The 16,970-nt window shown below is 61.8% G+C and carries 18 protein-coding genes; 8 read left to right on the top strand and 10 right to left on the bottom strand.

Features of this window, described 5'->3' with window-relative positions; genetic code table 11:
* Positions 1–38 precede the first annotated feature (38 nt).
* Positions 39–818 (top strand): CHAD domain-containing protein, encoded by a 780-nt coding sequence (locus tag DM872_RS07180; protein WP_179058811.1) that lies wholly within the window; start codon positions 39–41, stop codon positions 816–818.
* A 170-nt stretch (positions 819–988) separates the two neighbouring features.
* Here the strand turns inward: DM872_RS07180 and DM872_RS07175 are convergent, their stop codons facing one another.
* Positions 989–1,603, bottom strand: coding sequence for an NAD(P)H-dependent oxidoreductase (locus DM872_RS07175; RefSeq protein ID WP_179058810.1), 615 nt, complete (start codon positions 1,601–1,603; stop codon positions 989–991).
* Positions 1,604–1,712: 109 nt separating this feature from the next.
* Here DM872_RS07175 and DM872_RS07170 point away from each other — a divergent pair, with 109 nt between their 5' ends.
* Positions 1,713–2,324, top strand: a complete 612-nt coding sequence (locus tag DM872_RS07170) for a TetR/AcrR family transcriptional regulator (RefSeq protein ID WP_179058809.1) — start codon at positions 1,713–1,715, stop codon at positions 2,322–2,324.
* A gap of 9 nt (positions 2,325–2,333) precedes the next feature.
* Here the strand turns inward: DM872_RS07170 and DM872_RS07165 are convergent, their stop codons facing one another.
* The gene (locus tag DM872_RS07165) at positions 2,334–3,554 is read right to left on the bottom strand and encodes a diaminopropionate ammonia-lyase (protein ID WP_179058808.1); all 1,221 of its coding nucleotides are present in this window, start codon (positions 3,552–3,554) and stop codon (positions 2,334–2,336) included.
* 34 nt (positions 3,555–3,588) lie between these two features.
* Entirely contained in the window at positions 3,589–4,836 is a 1,248-nt protein-coding gene (locus DM872_RS07160) for a Zn-dependent hydrolase (RefSeq protein ID WP_179058807.1), read from the bottom strand.
* Positions 4,837–4,978: 142 nt separating this feature from the next.
* On the opposite strand from DM872_RS07160, the gene DM872_RS07155 reads away from it, so the two are divergent.
* On the top strand, positions 4,979–5,455 hold the full coding sequence (locus DM872_RS07155; protein WP_179058806.1) for an Lrp/AsnC family transcriptional regulator: 477 nt from the start codon (positions 4,979–4,981) through the stop codon (positions 5,453–5,455).
* A 109-nt stretch (positions 5,456–5,564) separates the two neighbouring features.
* On the opposite strand, the gene DM872_RS07150 is transcribed toward DM872_RS07155, so the two are convergent.
* The 4 genes from DM872_RS07150 to DM872_RS07135 all read right to left on the bottom strand — a co-directional run bounded on the left by DM872_RS07150 (position 5,565) and on the right by DM872_RS07135 (position 10,189).
* Entirely contained in the window at positions 5,565–6,410 is an 846-nt protein-coding gene (locus DM872_RS07150; protein WP_179058805.1) for an alpha/beta fold hydrolase, read from the bottom strand.
* 208 nt (positions 6,411–6,618) lie between these two features.
* Positions 6,619–7,968 carry a Na+/H+ antiporter NhaA gene (gene nhaA / locus DM872_RS07145; protein ID WP_179058804.1) on the bottom strand — a complete coding sequence of 450 codons (1,350 nt, stop codon included), beginning with the start codon at positions 7,966–7,968 and terminating at the stop codon, positions 6,619–6,621.
* 174 nt (positions 7,969–8,142) lie between these two features.
* Positions 8,143–8,709, bottom strand: coding sequence for a GNAT family N-acetyltransferase (locus DM872_RS07140; RefSeq protein WP_179058803.1), 567 nt, complete (start codon positions 8,707–8,709; stop codon positions 8,143–8,145).
* A gap of 223 nt (positions 8,710–8,932) precedes the next feature.
* Entirely contained in the window at positions 8,933–10,189 is a 1,257-nt protein-coding gene (locus DM872_RS07135) for an OprD family porin (RefSeq protein ID WP_179058802.1), read from the bottom strand.
* 5 nt (positions 10,190–10,194) lie between these two features.
* Here DM872_RS07135 and DM872_RS07130 point away from each other — a divergent pair, with 5 nt between their 5' ends.
* The 4 genes from DM872_RS07130 (at position 10,195) to DM872_RS07115 (ending at position 12,463) form a co-directional block, all read left to right on the top strand.
* Entirely contained in the window at positions 10,195–10,476 is a 282-nt protein-coding gene (locus DM872_RS07130) for a hypothetical protein (RefSeq protein ID WP_179058801.1), read from the top strand.
* 287 nt (positions 10,477–10,763) lie between these two features.
* Positions 10,764–10,952: a hypothetical protein gene (locus tag DM872_RS07125; RefSeq protein WP_179058800.1), complete on the top strand. Its 189-nt coding sequence runs from the start codon at positions 10,764–10,766 to the stop codon at positions 10,950–10,952.
* A gap of 79 nt (positions 10,953–11,031) precedes the next feature.
* Positions 11,032–11,730 carry an ArsR/SmtB family transcription factor gene (locus DM872_RS07120; RefSeq protein ID WP_179058799.1) on the top strand — a complete coding sequence of 233 codons (699 nt, stop codon included), beginning with the start codon at positions 11,032–11,034 and terminating at the stop codon, positions 11,728–11,730.
* 58 nt (positions 11,731–11,788) lie between these two features.
* Positions 11,789–12,463 carry a nitroreductase gene (locus DM872_RS07115; protein ID WP_179058798.1) on the top strand — a complete coding sequence of 225 codons (675 nt, stop codon included), beginning with the start codon at positions 11,789–11,791 and terminating at the stop codon, positions 12,461–12,463.
* A gap of 23 nt (positions 12,464–12,486) precedes the next feature.
* On the opposite strand, the gene DM872_RS07110 is transcribed toward DM872_RS07115, so the two are convergent.
* Positions 12,487–13,662, bottom strand: coding sequence for a lactonase family protein (locus tag DM872_RS07110; protein WP_256873307.1), 1,176 nt, complete (start codon positions 13,660–13,662; stop codon positions 12,487–12,489).
* 550 nt (positions 13,663–14,212) lie between these two features.
* On the opposite strand from DM872_RS07110, the gene DM872_RS07105 reads away from it, so the two are divergent.
* Positions 14,213–14,710: a ProQ/FinO family protein gene (locus tag DM872_RS07105; protein ID WP_179058797.1), complete on the top strand. Its 498-nt coding sequence runs from the start codon at positions 14,213–14,215 to the stop codon at positions 14,708–14,710.
* A gap of 142 nt (positions 14,711–14,852) precedes the next feature.
* Here the strand turns inward: DM872_RS07105 and DM872_RS07100 are convergent, their stop codons facing one another.
* Together DM872_RS07100 and DM872_RS07095 are read right to left on the bottom strand one after the other, a co-directional pair.
* Positions 14,853–15,542 carry a GNAT family N-acetyltransferase gene (locus DM872_RS07100; protein ID WP_179058796.1) on the bottom strand — a complete coding sequence of 230 codons (690 nt, stop codon included), beginning with the start codon at positions 15,540–15,542 and terminating at the stop codon, positions 14,853–14,855.
* A 503-nt stretch (positions 15,543–16,045) separates the two neighbouring features.
* A complete protein-coding gene (locus tag DM872_RS07095; RefSeq protein WP_179058911.1) occupies positions 16,046–16,861 on the bottom strand; it encodes a DNA-binding transcriptional regulator in 816 nt (271 codons plus the stop codon).
* Between the last annotated feature and the right edge of the window lie 109 nt (positions 16,862–16,970).

Raw genomic sequence — 16,970 nt, 5'->3', positions numbered from 1 at the left:
GCTACGCTCCCCTCACCTTGCCGCGAAGAGTAGTCAGGATGTCATTCATCGATTCGGTAATCGCCCAGGTGCTGGGACTGGAAGTCGGACTTCACCACGCTTATGCACGACTCGCTTGCCGCACGGATGAAGAAGCGCTGCATGACCTGCGGATCAATCTGCGAAAACTGCGCAGCCTGCTGCGCCCGATGCGTCGCCTGGCGATACCGAAGGAGCTGGATGCGGTCGCCGCGGACGTCGGCCGGTTAACGACCCCGGTGCGTGATCTCGAAGTGCTGGTCGTCGAATTGCAGCGGCAAGGCTTCATGGATCAGGCCGAGCGCCGCCGGCACCTGCTGGAATCCCACTACGCGGTCATCGAGCGCAGCGCTACGTTGCAGCGCCTTATGGTGGTGCTGGATGCCTGGCCTGCACGGATGCGTGAGGCAGAGCGAAATGGCGAACTCGACAATCTCCGCGAGCGCGTGCGGATTCGCCTGCAACGGCAACTGCAACAGTTGCGCGAATCCCTGGCCGATCCGGCATTCGATCGCCACGCCTTACGCCTTCTGGTCAAACGCATGCGCTACGCCCACGAAACCTACCCGAGGCTATCGTCCATTGGGCAGGAGGCAGTCTCGGCGCTTAAGGCCGTGCAGTCCGCACTGGGGGATTGGCACGACCACTTCCAGTGGTGCCTGCGAGCTGAGCAGGATGTAGATTTGCTGGTGCTCAAGGATCGTTGGGAAATCGCCGGAGCTGCCGAGTTGAGTGCAGCCGAAGTCGAACTTTCCATCCTGGCCGAATGCCTGGAAGAAAAATCGCCGTCGGCCGCCTAGGGCGCCCGGCGGTTCAGATGGCTGTGTCTGCATTAAGTGTTGCAAGTAGCTGCATTGCCCGTAGGAGCTGGCTTGCCAGCGAATGGCCCCGTTTCGCTAGCAAGCTAGCTCCTACAAGGCTCCTGGACCGGCGGTCGATCTCTGGCAACAGCTAACGCGGACATAGCCGTTCAGATCGCCTCGATTGCCGCGGGCTTCGCAACGGCCTCGAACATGTCCACACCGATGGCGCGAGCCGCATCCAGGTAAGGCTCGACGTCGCTGGATTCCGACTCGAAGTACAAGGAAGAGGACACTACCGTCGCGCCGCAGTAATCGAAGATGCCGTGGTCGATCTGTGTCTTGATGGCGCTGTCATAGCCGTGGCGTTCGAAAGTACCTGCATCGACACCCGCCACACCGATCAGATGGACCTTGAGGTGACGCAGTTTCTTCCTGAGGCCACCTTCCTGGCTGTACTCGAAGGCCCAGCCGTTGGCGAAGACCCGATCGATCCAGCCCTTGAGCATCCCAGGCATCGACCACCAGTAGACGGGGAAGGCGAGCACCAGGGCATCGGCGCGGTCGATCCGTGCCTGCTCGGCGGCGACGTCGGCCGGTGGTGCCACCTGGTGGCGGTGGACGGCATGGTCGGCGAAGCTGAACCTCGGATCGAAGCCCTCTGCGGCAAGGTTGGCGATTTCCGCGTCATGGCCGGAAAGCTTCAATCCTTCGGCAATCTGTGCGGCCAGACTGTGGGTGAGCGAGCGGGGATCATGATGGGCGACGACAATCAGGGCGTGCATGGCAGGGCTTCCTGTGACTGGATTGCGGCTGGACCTGGCGCCGGATATTCTGTGCGCCAAGTTACTTTTAGTAAGTTACGGTTGGTAACTTACGTTTGGTAGGTTAGCCATGTCAACACTCGATGAAGAGGCGGGCCCGCGCCGTCGGTTATCCCGGGAAGAGCGGCAACGGCAGTTGCTGGATGTCGCTTGGCAGATGGTCCGCGAGGAGGGCACCGATGCGCTGTCGCTGGGCCGGTTGGCCGAGCAGGCGGGTGTTACCAAGCCCGTGGTCTATGACCATTTCAAGACCCGCGCGGGGTTGCTTGCAGCGCTGTACGTGGACTTCGACACCCGCCAGACCGTATTGATGGATGCCGCCCTGGAAGCCAGCGAGCCGACCCTGGAGGGCAGGGCAGGGGTGATCGCCTCGTCCTATGTCCAGTGCGTGTTGTCGCAGGGGCGGGAGATACCGGGCGTGATTGCGTCCCTGGATGCTTCGCCCGAACTGAAGTCCATCAAGTGCGAGTACGAGTCTGCATTCCTGGCGAAATGTCGGACTGCGCTGGCGCCCTTCGCGGGGAAGGACGGCCTAGCCCCGGCCGGGCTGCGCGTCATGTTGGGTGCAGCGGAGGCGCTGTCCCATGCCGCTGTCACCGGAGAGATCACGCCGGAGGAGGCGCGGGACGAACTCCGTGCAACCATCGTGGCGATGGTCGAACGCAACGCCCGGCGCAATTGAGGTTAGGCGTCACCGAGCCCGCAACCAGTCCTCCTGACGTGCCAGAACCGCGCTCGCGGGCTCGTCCACCAGTTCGGCATAGAGCGCTGGTGCGGTGGCCCCTTCAGTGCTGATCAGCAGGACGCGTGAGTGGCGGTCGAGCCCGAGTTCAGCGGCCTGGGGCGTGCCCATCAGTTGCCTGAGCCCGGCAAGCCCCGCCACTGCGGACTCGCCAGCCACCAGCGGCAGGTCCCTTCCGCTGCCCTTGGCCAGCAGGCGCATCGCAACCACCGCCTCGGCGTCTTCGACTGTCATGAAATGGTCGATGCAGCCTTCCAGGAACTGCCAGGCCAAGGGTGAGGTTTCGCCGCACGCCAGGCCGGCCATGACCGAGTCCACGGTGCCGCTGGCCCGGGTCGCCAATCCGGCCAGGGCGCTCTGATAGAGGCAGTCGGCCTGTCTCGGTTCGACGACGATCATGGTGGGCCGCTCGGCGCCGTAACGTTCCCAGAGGTAGCTGGCAATACCAGCCGCCAGACCGCCAACGCCGCCCTGCAGGAAGATGTGGCTGAAAGGGCATTCGGTGGTTGTCGGCTCCAGCGCTTCCAGTGCCTCCGCGGCAATGATTCCGTAGCCCTGCATCACGTCACGGGGAATTTCGGTGTAGCCCTCGTAGGAGGTGTCGGACACCACGGTCCAGCCGTTTGCCTCTGCGAGCCTGGCGGCTTCGTGCACCGAGTCGTCGTAGTTGCCGTCAATGCGGATGATGCGTGCGCCGTACGCCGCGATGGCCTGCTCGCGTTCGCGGCTGACGTGGGCGTGGAGGACGATCACGCACTGGCAACCGACGCTTTGCGCCGCGGCCGCGAGGGCCCGGCCATGGTTCCCGTCGGTGGCGCTGATCACCGTGAAATCGGCCAGAGCCGCTGCATGCGCGCCTGCGAGCAAGGCGCGGGGCTCCAAGCCCAACTCGGGGAAACGCCGAAGGATGAGGCGCACGAGCGCAATGGGCGCGCCCAGCACCTTGAAGCTGCCCAGCGCCGAGCGCACGGCCTCCTCCTTGAGCAACACCTGGCCGACGCCCAGGTCATCGGCAAGGTCAGGCAATTGCCACAGCGGCGTGATCGCGCATTCGAAGCGGCTCCAGCTGGACAGCCAGGCGCGGCTCTCGGCGGCCTGGGCGACACTCATGATGGCGCGCAAGTCGTCTGGATAGGGGCGGCGAATCGCATTGGCGTTGGCGGTCAGCATCGTGAACTCCGGAAAGGAAGGCGGGGAAGGGCGGTCAGGATTGGGCGAGCCGCTGTTGCACCACATCGAGCAGCACCTGGGCGCCGGCCAGCAGCAGGTCGTCAGGGGTGTGCTCACGCGGGTTGTGGCTGATACCGCCGTGGCTGGGCACGAAGATCATCGCCGCCGGCGCGATGCGCGCGATCATCTGCGCATCATGGCCGGCGCCGGAGGTCATGCGCCTGTGGCTGAATCCAAGGCGTCCAGCCGAGGCTTCGATGGCGGCAGCCAGCGCCGGATTGAAGGTCACGGGCTCGAACCGCACCAATTGCTCGCTATGGACCTCGACACCTTCCTCACCAGCCAGGCGCGCCAGCAAGGCGGCCAGGTTCTGTTCGGCCACTTGCAACCGGCCTTCATCGGGGTGACGCAGATCCACGGTGAACGTCGCCCTGCGCGGAATGACGTTGATCAGATTCGGTTCGAAGCGCATGCAGCCGACCGTTGCCAGCGTCCCGTCGACTGCAATTTCGCGTAGCGCGCTGACAACGGAGCTGGCTACCCAGCCTGCGTCCCGGCGCAGGTGCATGGGTGTCGTGCCGGCATGGTTGGCGCTGCCCGTGATGGTGACCTGCTGCCAGGAAATGCCCTGCAGGTTTTCGACCACCCCGATCTGGATGCCTTCGGCTTCCAGGATCGGCCCCTGTTCTATGTGCAGCTCCAGGTATTCGTGTGGTATCAGCGTGCCGGGTTCGAGATCACCGGCGTAGCCGATACGGGCCAGTTCATCGCCCAGGCGGGTGCCGTCGGTGCCCAGGGTATTCAGGGCAGCATCGATGTCCAGTCCGCCCGCGTGCACCAGCGAGCCCATCATGTCCGGCTGGTAACGCACGCCTTCCTCATTGGTGAAGGCGGCAACCGTGATCGGGCGGGCAGGTGACGTGCCGGCTTCGCGAAACGCCCGCACGACAGCGAGCCCCGCGAGCACGCCGTAGCAGCCATCCAGCGCGCCGGCGTCGGCGACGCTGTCGATGTGTGAGCCGATCATCAGTGGCGCCTGCTGATCATCATCCGCACGCAGGGTGCCGAAAATGTTGCCGATACGGTCTACCCGCACGTCCAGGGCCAGCGCATCCATCCATTGGCGCAGTCGGTCACGACCGGACTTGTCGGCATCGGTCAGCGCGATGCGCGTGCGACCCTCCCAGCCGGGCTCCATGCCGATCTCGCCCAGGTCACGGATCTGCGTCAGCAAGGTTTCAGCGTCGAGCTGCAAGGGGCGTAGTTCGGGAAGAGGTCTCATCGGGCCGGCTCCGGAAAAGCAAATCAGGCAATGGCGTAATAATATTGCTCCGCTGCGTACTCTTTTCTCTGAATGCGGGCCATTAGCGCATTTCTATTGCAGCAATCCTCCGATTCGATCAGTTTTCAATCGAGCCCTGCCCATGACTCTGGATAGTTTCGATCTCAAGCTGCTCAAGGAAGTCCAGCAGGACGCCGGCCTCTCGCAGGCGGAACTGGGAGAGCGCGTCAACCTCTCGGCAGCGGCCGTCAACCGCCGGCTCAAACGCCTCAACGAGGACGGCGTGATTCGCCGGACGGTCGCCCTGGTGGACCCGCAGCAACTGGGCCATCAGTTGACCGTGATTGCGGAGGTGGAGGTCGAAAGCGAACGGCTGGACCTGCTGGACGCGATGAAACGCAGCTTCCTTGCCTGCCCGCAGGTGCAGCAGTGCTACTACGTGGCGGGCGAGTTCGACTTCGTGCTGGTGCTCGCGGTGAAGAGCATGGAGCAATACACCGACCTGACGCGGCAGCTCTTTTTCGAGAGCAACAACGTCAGGCGCTTCCGAACGCTGGTATCCATGAGCAATGTGAAGGTGGGACTGGAAGTCCCGCTCGACCTCGACGCGGATTCCTGAGCCTTGTAGGAGCTAGCTTGCTAGCGAAACGGGGTCATTCGCTGGCAAGCCAGCTCCTACGGGCGCTGAAGCTACACAGCCATTCCTGACGTGCCGTCAATATCGCCGTTCAGTCGTAAACGAAGGCAGCGATGTGCCTGGCGCTGGCCCTCGGGTACTGCAGGTGCGGCCCGTGGCCTGTGCTGGGCAGGGTGACCAGATGCAAGGTTGGCAGGCTGCGGCTCAGTGCATACCAGTTCTCCACCGGGAACACGATGTCATGGTCGCCGCCGAGATGGAGCACGGGCGTATGGGTGTTGCGCAGTGCATCCAGTGCAGGCTGCAGCGGGAACATCGGATTGCGCGGACCGTCCCCCAGCTGCTGCCCAGCCCATTCGTGGGGAACTTCAGGGCAGCGGCCTTCCTGACGGGCAGCGATGCGCTCGGCAGAACGCAGCGCGGCTTCGCGGCTGGTGGGCGAAGTCGGTTCGAAGAACAGGTGCACGAAATCCTCGAAGTCGTTCTCGCGACGCGCCAGTTCGTAGAACAGGGCTTCGCCGGTCTTCACCAGTTGACCGGGCGGCGTGGTGCCGAGCAGCACAAGGTGGCTGACCAGCTGCGGCGCTTGCAGCATGGCGACCTGTGCGGCGATGCCGCCGAGTGACCAGCCGCCGAGTACGACCTTGCCCAGCCCTAATGTGGTGATCAGTTCGAGCGTGTCGCGTGCCAGCGATGCCGGGTCGTAGGTCGGTGTACCGCCAGACAGGCCCAGGCCGCTGTAGTCGAACACATGCACCTTGAAGCCCTGTGCTGCGAGATCATCGATGAAGGCCGGGTCCCAGGAATCCATGACCCCGCGGAAACGCAGGCACAGCACCATGGGCATGCCATCGCCTATCACGCGGTAGGCCAGGCGACGGCCACTGCATTCGATGAACTGGTTGGGTACCTGGCTGGCGGACAGAACGTTCGGCATGGCGTCGCTCCCTCGGGGCGTTGGGCGGCAGGATGATGGTTCGCTGTACCGTCATCGCGGTCCGCAACCGCAGCGCGAAGGAGGAGGGGCCTGGCCCCGTGCACGCGAAGCAATGATGGCAACTACGCAGGGTAGCTCAGGCAGGTGGATACTGCGGCCAAGGCACCGGCCGCCAATCGGTTTGGCGGCCAGCGCTGATTCAGTGCAGTCAGCTCCGCTGGGAGCGTTTCACCAGCACGCGGCCGTAGATGAGCCCGCTCACCCCGGCGACGACCGAAGCCATCAGCACGCCCAGCTTGGCGGCGCCCAGCAGGTCTGGCTGGTTGAAGGCGAGGTTGGCGATGAAGATAGACATGGTGAAGCCGATGCCGGCCAGGCAGCCGATCAGCCCCATCCACGCCCAGGTCATGCCCGGTGGCAAGGTGCACCAGCCCATGCGCACCATCAGCCAGCTGCTGCACAGAACCCCCAGGGGCTTGCCCAGCACCAGGGCCAGCGCCACGCCCGAAAGCACTGCCAGCGATCCGCCCTGGTCAAGGTCGACACCCGCGAGGCTCACTCCGGCGTTGGCGAGTGCGAACAGCGGCATGATCAGGAAAGCAACCCAGGGATGCAGGGCCATCTGCACGCGCATTACCGGCGGCAGGAGTTCGCGTTGCGCGTGGCGAAGTTGCTTGATCGGTTCGATCAGCTCAGAGGCACCGTTGGCCGCCTGCTCGCGCTCGGCGTAGTCATTGATGGCGCGCGAGGCCAGCTGCAAAGGCGGGTCCATGACCTTCACCGGGCGTACCGGCGTCATCAGGCCCAGCACCACACCTGCCAGCGTCGGGTGGGCGCCGGTCTTCAGCAGACCGAACCAGAGCAGCGCGCCGGGCAGCAGGTACGCGTAGGCCGAACCGATGCCGATACGTTGCAGGCCGAGCACCAGCAGGATACCGGCAGCGGCGATGGCGAAGCCCAGCGGATCGAGGCCACCGGAATAGAACAGCGCGATGATCACCACGGCGACGATGTCGTCGATGATCGCCAACGCCAGCAGGAAGACGCGCACCGACGCTGGTACCGAGCGGCCCACCAGCGCCAGGACGCCGACTGCGAAGGCGATGTCCGTGGCGGTCGGCACGGCCCATCCCTGGCGTAGGCCATCGGTGCTGTTGAGTGTGAGGTAGAGCAGGGCGGGTACGAGGACGCCACCGAACGCGGCCACTATGGGCAGGGTGGCAAGCTTGACGTTGGCCAGTGCGCCTTCATGGATCTCCCGGCGGATTTCCATGCCCACGACGAGGAAGAACACCGTCATCAACGCATCGTTGATCCAGAAGTGCAGTGAATTCGAGATGACGAAATCACCGATGCCGAACGACAGCGGCATGTGCCACAGGTGCTCGTAACTGCTGGCGTAAGGGGAGTTGGCCCAGATCAACGCAGCCGCGGCGGCGATCAGCAGGACAATGCCGCTGACGGCTTCGATGTGAATGAATTTTTCGAACGCGGAGAATGCCTTGTCGGCAATGCGCTGCACAGCCGGCAGCGCCTTTCGGGAAGGGGCTTGGTTCATGGTCTTGATACTCAGCAGCTTGTGCGGCGGCCCGACCAACACATGAAACCTGTCTGGCGCATATGCGCTGCCAGACACCCGGCGCGTAAACTACCCTGCCTTTTTCAATTTGGCCAGCACCTGTTTCGCCGGGCATGACGTTCCGGCTATCCCGAAAGGCGTGAAAACCATCGCTCAGAGCGCGAGGCTGTGGATCAGTTGCGAGGCATCTTGCAGGTCGCGTTTGCAAGTGAAGCCCAGTGCCCGGGAGAGACGCTGCATACGGACATTCGCCACGGTATCGATCGAGAACATCCGCTTGAAACCATTATCGCGAGCGGTGTCGATGAGATGGCGCATCAGGATCTCGTCCAGGCCGAGGCCCTGCCAGGCGTCGGCGATGGTCACCGCGCACTCGCACTGGGTGGGGTCATCGGAAGCGGCGTAACGACTGATCCCGACTTCGACCGGTTTGCCGGCCCGATGCACTAATGCGACGTAGGCCATCTTGCGCCGGTAATCGACCTCCATCAGGTGGTCGAGCAGGCTGTCGCTGACTTCCTTGATCGCGCACAGGAAGCGGAAGTGGCGTGTTTGCGGGGAAAGGTCGCGGATGAACTCGGCTTCGCGCTCCCGATCTTCCGGACGCAACGGGCGGATTAGGACGTGGCTGCCGTCCGCAAGGGTTTCGACCCAATGCTCCTCCTGGGCAGGGACGCGGACAGGGGTGGCGTGAGAATGCGCGCACTGTAGCTGGGACATGGCTGCGTACTCCGTAGTGAAAACCTGTCCTTTTTTCTACGCCGAATCGGCTGCGGCGGATTGATGGAGATCAAGCGAGTCGGGATGGGGAAAAATCAACCGACGAGCCGCACGTCCCGAGCCCTGATGGCCGCTGTCATGGGGCAGGGGAGTTGGGCGCGCGCCTGCTTTGACGCAAGCGAAGGAGGGAAGTCGCGCCGGCTGACCGGCGCGACCCGACGCATCAGAGGATGCTGATGGGGTATTCGATGAACGCGCGGACTTCGTTGAGGTCCGGCCCTACCTGATTGTCGGCGCGGTAGATGGAGTTGCGCAGCTTGAACGACAGGTCCTTGGCTGGACCATCCTGCACCACGTACTTGAACTGGTTGAACAGCTCGCGCTCGGTGCCATCGTTCTCGCCACCGGCAACGATGTCGGTACCGCGAACATAGGCGAACTTGTAGCTCAGGCCGGGGATGCCATAGCCACCGAAGTCCAGCTCGTAGCTGACCTGCCAGGACTGCTCGTCTTCCAGGTTGAAGTCCGAGTAGTAGGAGTTGGCCACGTAGATGGTGCTGCCACCGTCGCCGAAGTCGTAGGCGTAGCCGGCATCGCCGGTGTTGCGCTGGTGGGCGACGATGAACGCGTGGGCGCCGATGCTGTACTTGGCGGCCAGGCTCCACAGGGTGTTCTTGTCGTCCTGACCGTCGCCACCGAAGGCCAGTGCCGCGTCGGAGCCGTCGTCGTACTTGGTGCGGTAGATGTTGAAGTCGAAGTTCAGCGCCTGCTGCTCAGTGAACGGAATGTTGTAGTTCACATTGGCGTAGTACTTCTTGAACTGGTCCTCCACGTCGGAGTGGTAGAGGCTCACGCTCAGGTCGTCGGTGACGGTGTAGCTACCGCCGACCACGTCGATGCTCTTCAGGCGGTTGGGGTCGCGCGCCGGGTCGCCCATGGGGCTGTCACCGGTGAAGCGGCCGACGTTCAGCTCCAGGCCGTCGATTTCCTTGCTGGTCAGCAGGGTGCCAGTGAAGGCCTGGGGCAGCAGGCGGCTGTCGTCATAGGCCAGCACCGGCAGGGACGGGAACTGGTTGCCGTACTTGAGCACGGTGTTGGAGAAACGCAGTTTCACCGCCGCACCCGCTTCGGAAAGATCGTCCACCGGGTGGCCATCGCTATCGGTGTCGAAGAAAGCGGCATAGTTGCGACCACGGCCGCTGTCCAGCTTCACGCCCAGCAGGCCATAGGCGTCGACGCCGAAACCGATGGTGCCCTGGGTGAAGCCCGACTCGAAGGTGCCGATGAAGCCCTGGCCCCAGGTCTTGGCGTCGTTGGTGTGGTCTTTGTAGTCACGGTTGAAGTAGGCGTTGCGCAGCAGCAGGGTTGCGCTGGCGTCTTCGACGAATCCCTTTGATTCGGATTGCTCACTGGCCATGGCGGGAACAGCGAGAGCGGCGGAAACCGCCAGCGCCAGAGCGCTCAGGGGATTGAGTTGCATCACGGATGCTCCTGATGGTCTTTGTTGGTTTTGATAAGGCAGGAATTCAAGAAGCTACCAACCGCCGGGAAGCACTGAGGCCTGCCGGTGGGCTGATAGGAAAGTCCTTTGGTTCTCGTTGTATTGCCGGCTTTGCCGACGCGAAGCGCGCAAACAACTACCACGTGCGGCATCAATCAAAAAACTGTAATCATCAATTACGCATATTGATGAGATTAATATTTATCAAATTTGCAGCTGGGTATGCTGTGCGCGAGGGAACAGGGAATGGTCGATTCTCCCCGTGAATCGACCAGGTTCCATCAACTTACTCTCTGATTCGGCCACCTCTTCGGAGGTGGCCTTTTTTTGTTGCGCGCGGTTAATCGCTTCGACTGCACCATGAAGATACTTATGGATAATTGACAGATTCGCTGCGGGTGCCGTAATAGACGTTTCCGCTAAATCAATCCGAACTTAAATGTGCATGTCAAGAGTTTCGGATGGCTGGGCGACAAACAATTGAACGAATCAAATCCCATAAATCCATATCAATAGTTCCTATCAACGTATTTGATTTTGGATACAGGGAGAAATGCGTACACTTGCCCTCGATGAAGACTTTAGCCAAGTGCGCTTTCTGGTCTCCCCCAGGATTGCGGTTGGCTTCCTCCACTTCATCAATCCTTTGGTTTTATTTAATGGCCGCCTTGCCCAAGGCGGCCTTTTTTTTATTCCCCGCATGAGCGCCGCGAACACGACTTTTCTGCCAAAGAAGGGTTAGGACGTGGCGAACTCTCTCCACAGGGTTCGAGCCCGATTATGATGACGGCGAGACTGAACTCTTCGGGGAGCACCGAACCATGGATGCAGATACCGCCGACAATCACCTTGCCGCGCTGGCCGGCGCCATTGCCGATCCGGCGCGCTCACGCATGCTCTGCAGCCTGCTCGATGGCCATGCTCGTACGGCGACCGAGTTGGCCGCTGTCGCCGACATAGGTGCTTCCACTGCCAGCGGTCATTTCGCCCGCCTGTTGGAGCAGGGGCTGGTCGTGCTGCACGTGCAGGGCCGTCACCGCTACTACCAGTTGGCGAGCCGCCAGGTCGCGCAGACCCTGGAGAGCCTGCTGTCGCTGGCAGGCGCGCCTGCAGTGGCCTTCCGTCCCTCGACACCCTCGGTGCTGCGCCAAGCGCGCACCTGCTATGACCACTGTGCGGGTGAAGTCGCCGTGCAATTGCACGATGCGTTGCTGGCGGCGAACTGGATCGAAAGCCATGACAAGGATTACCGAATCACCGACGCCGGCAGCCAGGGGCTCGGGCAACTGGGAATCGACCTGGCCGACGTGCAACGTCAGCGCAGGCGCTTGGCCTATCCGTGCATGGACTGGAGCGAACGCACGCCGCATGTCGGCGGTGCACTGGGTGCGGCGTTGCTGGACCTGATGCTCAAGCGCGGCTGGGTAACCCGTCACCTCGACTCCCGCGCCTTGAGCGTGACGCCCAAGGGAGCCTCCAGCCTGTCGAAAAGCTTCGGCATGGCGCTCGTCCGGCGCTGAAGCCGCGGCTATCCAATTCCACGCACCATTTACCATTCCATGCTGGGGAAGTACGCCAATGTCGGTAGCCGAATTGCTGAGAAAACGTATATCTGTCCGCGCCTTCACTGCCGAGCCGGTCGAGGCGCAAACCGTGCTGGACCTGCTCGAGGACGCGCGCTGGTCCCCGTCGGGCGGCAACCTTCAGCCATGGAAAGTCATAGTGGTCAGCGGGGAAGAAAAGCTCGCCCTGGAGCGAGTTGCTGTTGAAACCCTGCTGAAGAACCCAAGGGGCGAGGCGGGTGATCATCCCATCTACCCGGAAGGACTCAGCGATCCGTACCGCTCACGCCGCTACAAGGTGGGCGAGGACATGTACGCGCTTCTCGGCATTCCTCGTGAAGACAAGGCTGCGCGGCTGCGCAATCTCTCGCGCAACTACCAGTTCTTCGGCGCACCGGTCGGCATTTTCTTCGTCATCGACCGTTCCATGGGGCATGGCCAGTGGGCGCATGTCGGCATGTTCATGCAGTCGTTGGCCCTGCTGGCCGAAGAACGCGGTCTTGCGACCTGTATGCAGGAAGCCTGGGGCATGGTGCGCGAGAGCCTGCACCGGCATTTCGAGCTGCCGGAGCACGAACTGGTCTATTGCGGCATGGCGCTGGGCCATGCGGATCGCTCGGCACCGGTCAACAGCCTGCGCTCGGATCGCGCGCCGGTGGAAGAATTTGCCCAGCTGAGAGGTTTTGCCTGATTCGTGCTCGCTGGATCTGCCGGTTACCCGGATGAGCCTTCTCTCTCATTCACTTCCGGGTCCATCGGTACCAGGGCGAGGAACGCTGGGGTGTCCACGTGGATGCTTTGCAGTTTGTCGCCCAACTGTCCGGATTCGGGATTGCGGCTGAATACGTCGATGCTGTTGTCGCCCTGATTGGCGACCAGGACGAACCGCCCACCGGGTGCGAGCACGAACTCGCGAGCCATGCGTCCCACCGGTGAGCGATCGACGAAGGTGAGAAGGCCGTTGTCAGGGGTTACCGAAAAGACGATCAGATGGTTGTCATCACCACGATTGAGTACCAGCAGGAAACGACCATCCTCGGAAAGATGCAGCGTCCCGGCAGCCACCTGGCCGGAGAAGCCGGCGGGTGCAAGCGGGAGCGTCTGCAATTCCGTGAGCCTGCCTCCGCTGTGCGAAAGGCTTATCACGGCGCCTGAGAGCTCCAGCGTCAGATAGGCGAAGCGGCCATCCTCGGAAAACACGATGTGCCGGGGTCCGCTACCGGGCGGCGCAGGGAAGTAGGGCGGGTCGGCGGGTTCCAACGGCCGGTCCGGATTGTCTGGCCGGTAGTGGTAGGCCATGACCTTGTCCGCTCCCAGGTCCGCTGCGAACAGGTATTCGCCTGAAGGCTCCATCACCGCCGAGTGCATGTGGCCGGTCGCTTGCCGGTCCCGGTTGATGCCGCTTCCGGGGTAGGCCTCGCACTGCCTTACCGCGCCGAGCGCGCCACTGGAACCTGCCCGGATCACGGCCAATGAGCCGCCGGATAAAGACGCGTAATTGGCGACGAACAGATAGCGTCCATCGGGACTGATGCTGGCGTAAGTAGGTTCGTCGCCCTGTGTTTCCCGCGAATCCACCTCATGCATTTCGCCCGTGCGGGGATTGAAACGGAAGGAGCTGACACGCCCGCCGTCGCCGTCATCCGCATTACCGGCATTTTCATTGAGGGCGAAGAACAGCTGTCGATTTCGGCTCAGGACGATGAAAGAAGGATTCGCGCTGCGGATCAGGCCAACGGGCCCATGAAGACTGCCTGATTGGGCATTGAAGCGATAGAGATAGATGCCTTCGCTGCGACCTTGGGTATAGGTTCCCATCAGCAGGTGGAAGCAGGCTGTGGGGGTGGCACCAGCGCTCTGGTCGATGGGGGCGAGCAGCGGATCAGGCATGCCGAGGGTCCTCTTCATGGTCGCGAGCTCCGGGTGGATGTCCGGTTGACTGTAATCCGGTGGGCTGGGTTCAGGAGGACGCAACATCTATGTCTATCGAATGGCCGTCACCGCCTGTTCGCAAAACGAAATCAGGGATTGTCGCGGGTGAAACGGAACTCGCAGACGAAGCGGTCAAGGATTCAAGTCAGGAGCTTCCTCGTCTCCACTGCCAGTTGGCCTAGCGATTGGCGCTCAAGAAAGCCCGCCACGTCTTTTTAGGGGAGGGGAGACGTGGCGGCAGTCTTCTTTTGATTTGCTATGACGCGGCTGTGCCCAAGGGTGCTTCTCGCGGAAGCTGCACAACCTTCATCCCTCTTTGGGGACGCTTTCAGAATACTCCCGTGCACAGACAGGCGTTAGAATGTTCCGGCCTTGCGTGCCGTGACTTGCCAAAAAGGCCGGGAATTATCGCAAGCCATCCCTGGTCTCAGACCGACGTGTGTGCACCTTCAAGGCTGCATGGGATAACCTTGCGCCACGACTCAACCATGAAGCTGTGAACTGAATAATGGGTTTTGAACAACTAGCTGAACTACGTGACCGCCTGCGGGCTGAAGCAAAGCAAGAAAAGACTGCCAGCCCCAAGCCTGCCAAACGGAAGCCCTCTCCCCAGGCAAAGCCGCGTGAGCAGGATCCTGCAGTGGAAGCGATCTGGCGCTTGCAGAAGCACTTCCCCTTGGCGTTTCCAGTCAATCCGGCCCCCAAGGTTCCGCTGAAGGAGGGCATTTTCAAGGATGCTGAGCAGCATCTGGAATTGCTCGGAATTACCAGCGAACAGCTCAAATTGGGGATCTCTACCTGGTGCCGCGGAACGCGTTATTGGGCGAGCATGGTCGAGAACGCGCCGCGCCTGGACCTGAACGGCCAAGCCGCTGGCACGGTAACGGCAAGTCAGGCGCTGCATGCGAAGCAGCAAGCCTCGCGGCACCGCGGGCAAGAACGACGTAACCGTTCGAAACCCAAAAAAGCCATCCAGGACCCTGCCGTCGATACCGTAGCGGAATGATTGGAAGCATCTGAGCCCGGAGTCGAGTCGCCCAAGTTAACCAGTGCCCGCAGGGGCATGTGGTGCTCTGAAGGCGATTCGACGGGCCGCTTCTTGTCGAGAATGGTCGCTCTACGCAAAGAAGCAGCTGTCCCTTTGGTCGTCAGTGGATCGTAGGGAAACGCTCTTTCACCAATGCCTGAGCCTGATGGGCCATCTGGTCGAGCAGGCGGTCGCGTTTGTTCTCGGCCTCGCTCATGGCCTTCTTGCCGTGTTGTTGCACCAGGTAGGCGTGGATCTGTCGTACTTCCTTGGATTGGAATATCGGAGCCAGATCCTGCACCGCCACCATGCCGTCCGAGCGGTGATCGCGGGTGTTCAGCAGCACGTGCGGTCCTTGCGCTGCCAGTATCTGAAATCCCATCGACTCGAAGGTCGGCACCTTGTTCGCCGCGCAGGCCAGTTCGGCGTGGGGCCGATATTCAATCATCTGCTGCAACATCGCCCGGGCAATACCGCGTCGGCGGTGGCTGGCCTTGACGGCCATATAGGCCAGGGTGCAGGCCTCGGCATCATCCGGGCTCGGCAGGTACAGGGCAAAACCCAGCACCTGGGAGGGATCTTCATCATCCAGGGCCAGGATCAACCGCGCGGTGCTTTCCGAGGCGTTGTTCATGGCCTGCAGATACAGGTGCACCTCGTAGCCAATCACGTACTGATACAGCTGATAGAGCGGATTGCTGGGCGTCAGCGGCACTGGGCTGATGTCGCTGAAGTAATCCACCACCATCTGTAGAACCTGACTCTTCAGGGATTCGGGCGGCGATGTGTCCAGGTATACAAGGGTGAACATCTGAAGCTGGCTCCTGGCGTGCCCGATTCGAGGAATCGGCGCGGGCGCCATTGTAACGCCCGAGAGCATCGCGCGTTGTCAACGAAACGCCCGAGAAAGTCGGCAGAGCCGGGATAGTGCTCGGGAGCTGTTTGTCGACCGGACGTGCATGGGTTGAGCGCGGCAATGTTGGTGGGCGGATTCAAGGTGTGTACTGGAGGCGAAGCGGGGCGACCAATTTCTTCTCGTTTCTGAATGTCCGCATGTGGCCCGGTAGCTACCGTTCACCCTGGGCCGCGTCTGGCTATGGCAGGCATCGGTTTACGTCTATCCAGCTCGGGACAGTCCACACAGAGCATTCACGTCGAGGCCGGCACTACTCCTGCCATTGAACAAGAGTGACCGAGACAACCAGAGTCAGACTACGCGAGAGCGGGACAACCGAGCGAGGAGGGGGCGCGGTGGCAACTGAATAGAGATCATCCCGCGCGGTTTATGGCGAATTCAAAGCAACTGATTGGGCGCTACTGGGAACGAGTCGAGAACTGATCGTTACTGCCAATAGCCGCTTCGATGCTTACGGCAGTACGTTGAAGCGCCGGCAGAAAGCGTTGGACCGCTTGCGCAATGGTCATTGCCTTCGCCACATAAACCACGTTCAAGCAGCCCAGGACCTGCTCCTTATGGCGCACAGGAATGGCGATGGCGGCGATTTTCTCCTCTCGATTCCAGTTCATGAAGTTCTCCGCATAGCCATTGTGACGAATCTTCCTCAGCAAATTGTCCAGTGCGACGGGCTCGCGTGCCAGGCGGGTCTCTTCGTCATTGCGGCTGGCCAGCAGCGCGATGATTTGTTCTCGCTCCACTTCCGGACAGAATGCCAAGTAAGCCAATCCCGTGGCGGTCAGCAGCAATGGCAAGCGGCGTCCCACCATGTTCCGATGGAATGACAGCCGACTGAAGCGATGCGTGGTCTCCCTCACGACCATGGCATCCACATCAAGGGAACAGAGGTCGGTGGGCCAGACGACTTCCTGCAGCAGCTCGGCGAGCAGTGGTGCGGCAATGGCCGAGATCCACTGCTCGTCGCGGAAACCCTCGCTCAGCTCGCGCACTTTCAGGCACAGGCGATAACTGTCGTCGGACTCGCTACGGCGTACATAGCCTTCGTCCTGCAGGGTTTCCAGCAGCCGGCGCACCGTGGTGCGGTGCAGGCCGGTGAGCTCCGCCAAGCGCGCCGTACTGGCGCCACCGTCCAGACGGTTGAGGGTGTTGAGCAGGGCCAGTCCACGTGTCAGACCGCGCACCGTCTTGTAGTCAGAGCCCTGATCACTTGCCATGAATTCACCATAAAAGCGTTTTAAATCAACGATGTGCACTAGGTGCACATCAAGGTTGTTTTTCATTGTAGGACAAGTAAGGCGATTCCTATACTCGCCGCAACAACTA

The organism is Pseudomonas taiwanensis, from assembly GCF_013393345.1.
In the GTDB taxonomy this organism is placed as follows: Bacteria; Pseudomonadota; Gammaproteobacteria; order Pseudomonadales; family Pseudomonadaceae; genus Metapseudomonas; species Metapseudomonas resinovorans_C.
This window is presented reverse-complemented; position numbering and strand designations above follow the sequence as displayed.

Coding starts and splice junctions, on each gene's coding strand:
- DM872_RS07175 (WP_179058810.1), bottom strand. CDS start 1,603: ATGCACGCCCTGATTGTCGTCGCCCATCATGATCCCCGCTCGCTCACC.
- nhaA (WP_179058804.1), bottom strand. CDS start 7,968: ATGAACCAAGCCCCTTCCCGAAAGGCGCTGCCGGCTGTGCAGCGCATT.
- DM872_RS07125 (WP_179058800.1), top strand. CDS start 10,764: ATGCGTACACTTGCCCTCGATGAAGACTTTAGCCAAGTGCGCTTTCTG.
- DM872_RS07120 (WP_179058799.1), top strand. CDS start 11,032: ATGGATGCAGATACCGCCGACAATCACCTTGCCGCGCTGGCCGGCGCC.
- DM872_RS07105 (WP_179058797.1), top strand. CDS start 14,213: ATGGGTTTTGAACAACTAGCTGAACTACGTGACCGCCTGCGGGCTGAA.
- DM872_RS07180 (WP_179058811.1), top strand. CDS start 39: ATGTCATTCATCGATTCGGTAATCGCCCAGGTGCTGGGACTGGAAGTC.
- DM872_RS07110 (WP_256873307.1), bottom strand. CDS start 13,662: ATGCCTGATCCGCTGCTCGCCCCCATCGACCAGAGCGCTGGTGCCACC.
- DM872_RS07140 (WP_179058803.1), bottom strand. CDS start 8,709: ATGTCCCAGCTACAGTGCGCGCATTCTCACGCCACCCCTGTCCGCGTC.
- DM872_RS07155 (WP_179058806.1), top strand. CDS start 4,979: ATGACTCTGGATAGTTTCGATCTCAAGCTGCTCAAGGAAGTCCAGCAG.
- DM872_RS07130 (WP_179058801.1), top strand. CDS start 10,195: ATGCTCCTGATGGTCTTTGTTGGTTTTGATAAGGCAGGAATTCAAGAA.
- DM872_RS07170 (WP_179058809.1), top strand. CDS start 1,713: ATGTCAACACTCGATGAAGAGGCGGGCCCGCGCCGTCGGTTATCCCGG.
- DM872_RS07135 (WP_179058802.1), bottom strand. CDS start 10,189: ATGCAACTCAATCCCCTGAGCGCTCTGGCGCTGGCGGTTTCCGCCGCT.
- DM872_RS07115 (WP_179058798.1), top strand. CDS start 11,789: ATGTCGGTAGCCGAATTGCTGAGAAAACGTATATCTGTCCGCGCCTTC.
- DM872_RS07095 (WP_179058911.1), bottom strand. CDS start 16,861: ATGGCAAGTGATCAGGGCTCTGACTACAAGACGGTGCGCGGTCTGACA.
- DM872_RS07165 (WP_179058808.1), bottom strand. CDS start 3,554: ATGCTGACCGCCAACGCCAATGCGATTCGCCGCCCCTATCCAGACGAC.
- DM872_RS07160 (WP_179058807.1), bottom strand. CDS start 4,836: ATGAGACCTCTTCCCGAACTACGCCCCTTGCAGCTCGACGCTGAAACC.
- DM872_RS07150 (WP_179058805.1), bottom strand. CDS start 6,410: ATGCCGAACGTTCTGTCCGCCAGCCAGGTACCCAACCAGTTCATCGAA.
- DM872_RS07100 (WP_179058796.1), bottom strand. CDS start 15,542: ATGTTCACCCTTGTATACCTGGACACATCGCCGCCCGAATCCCTGAAG.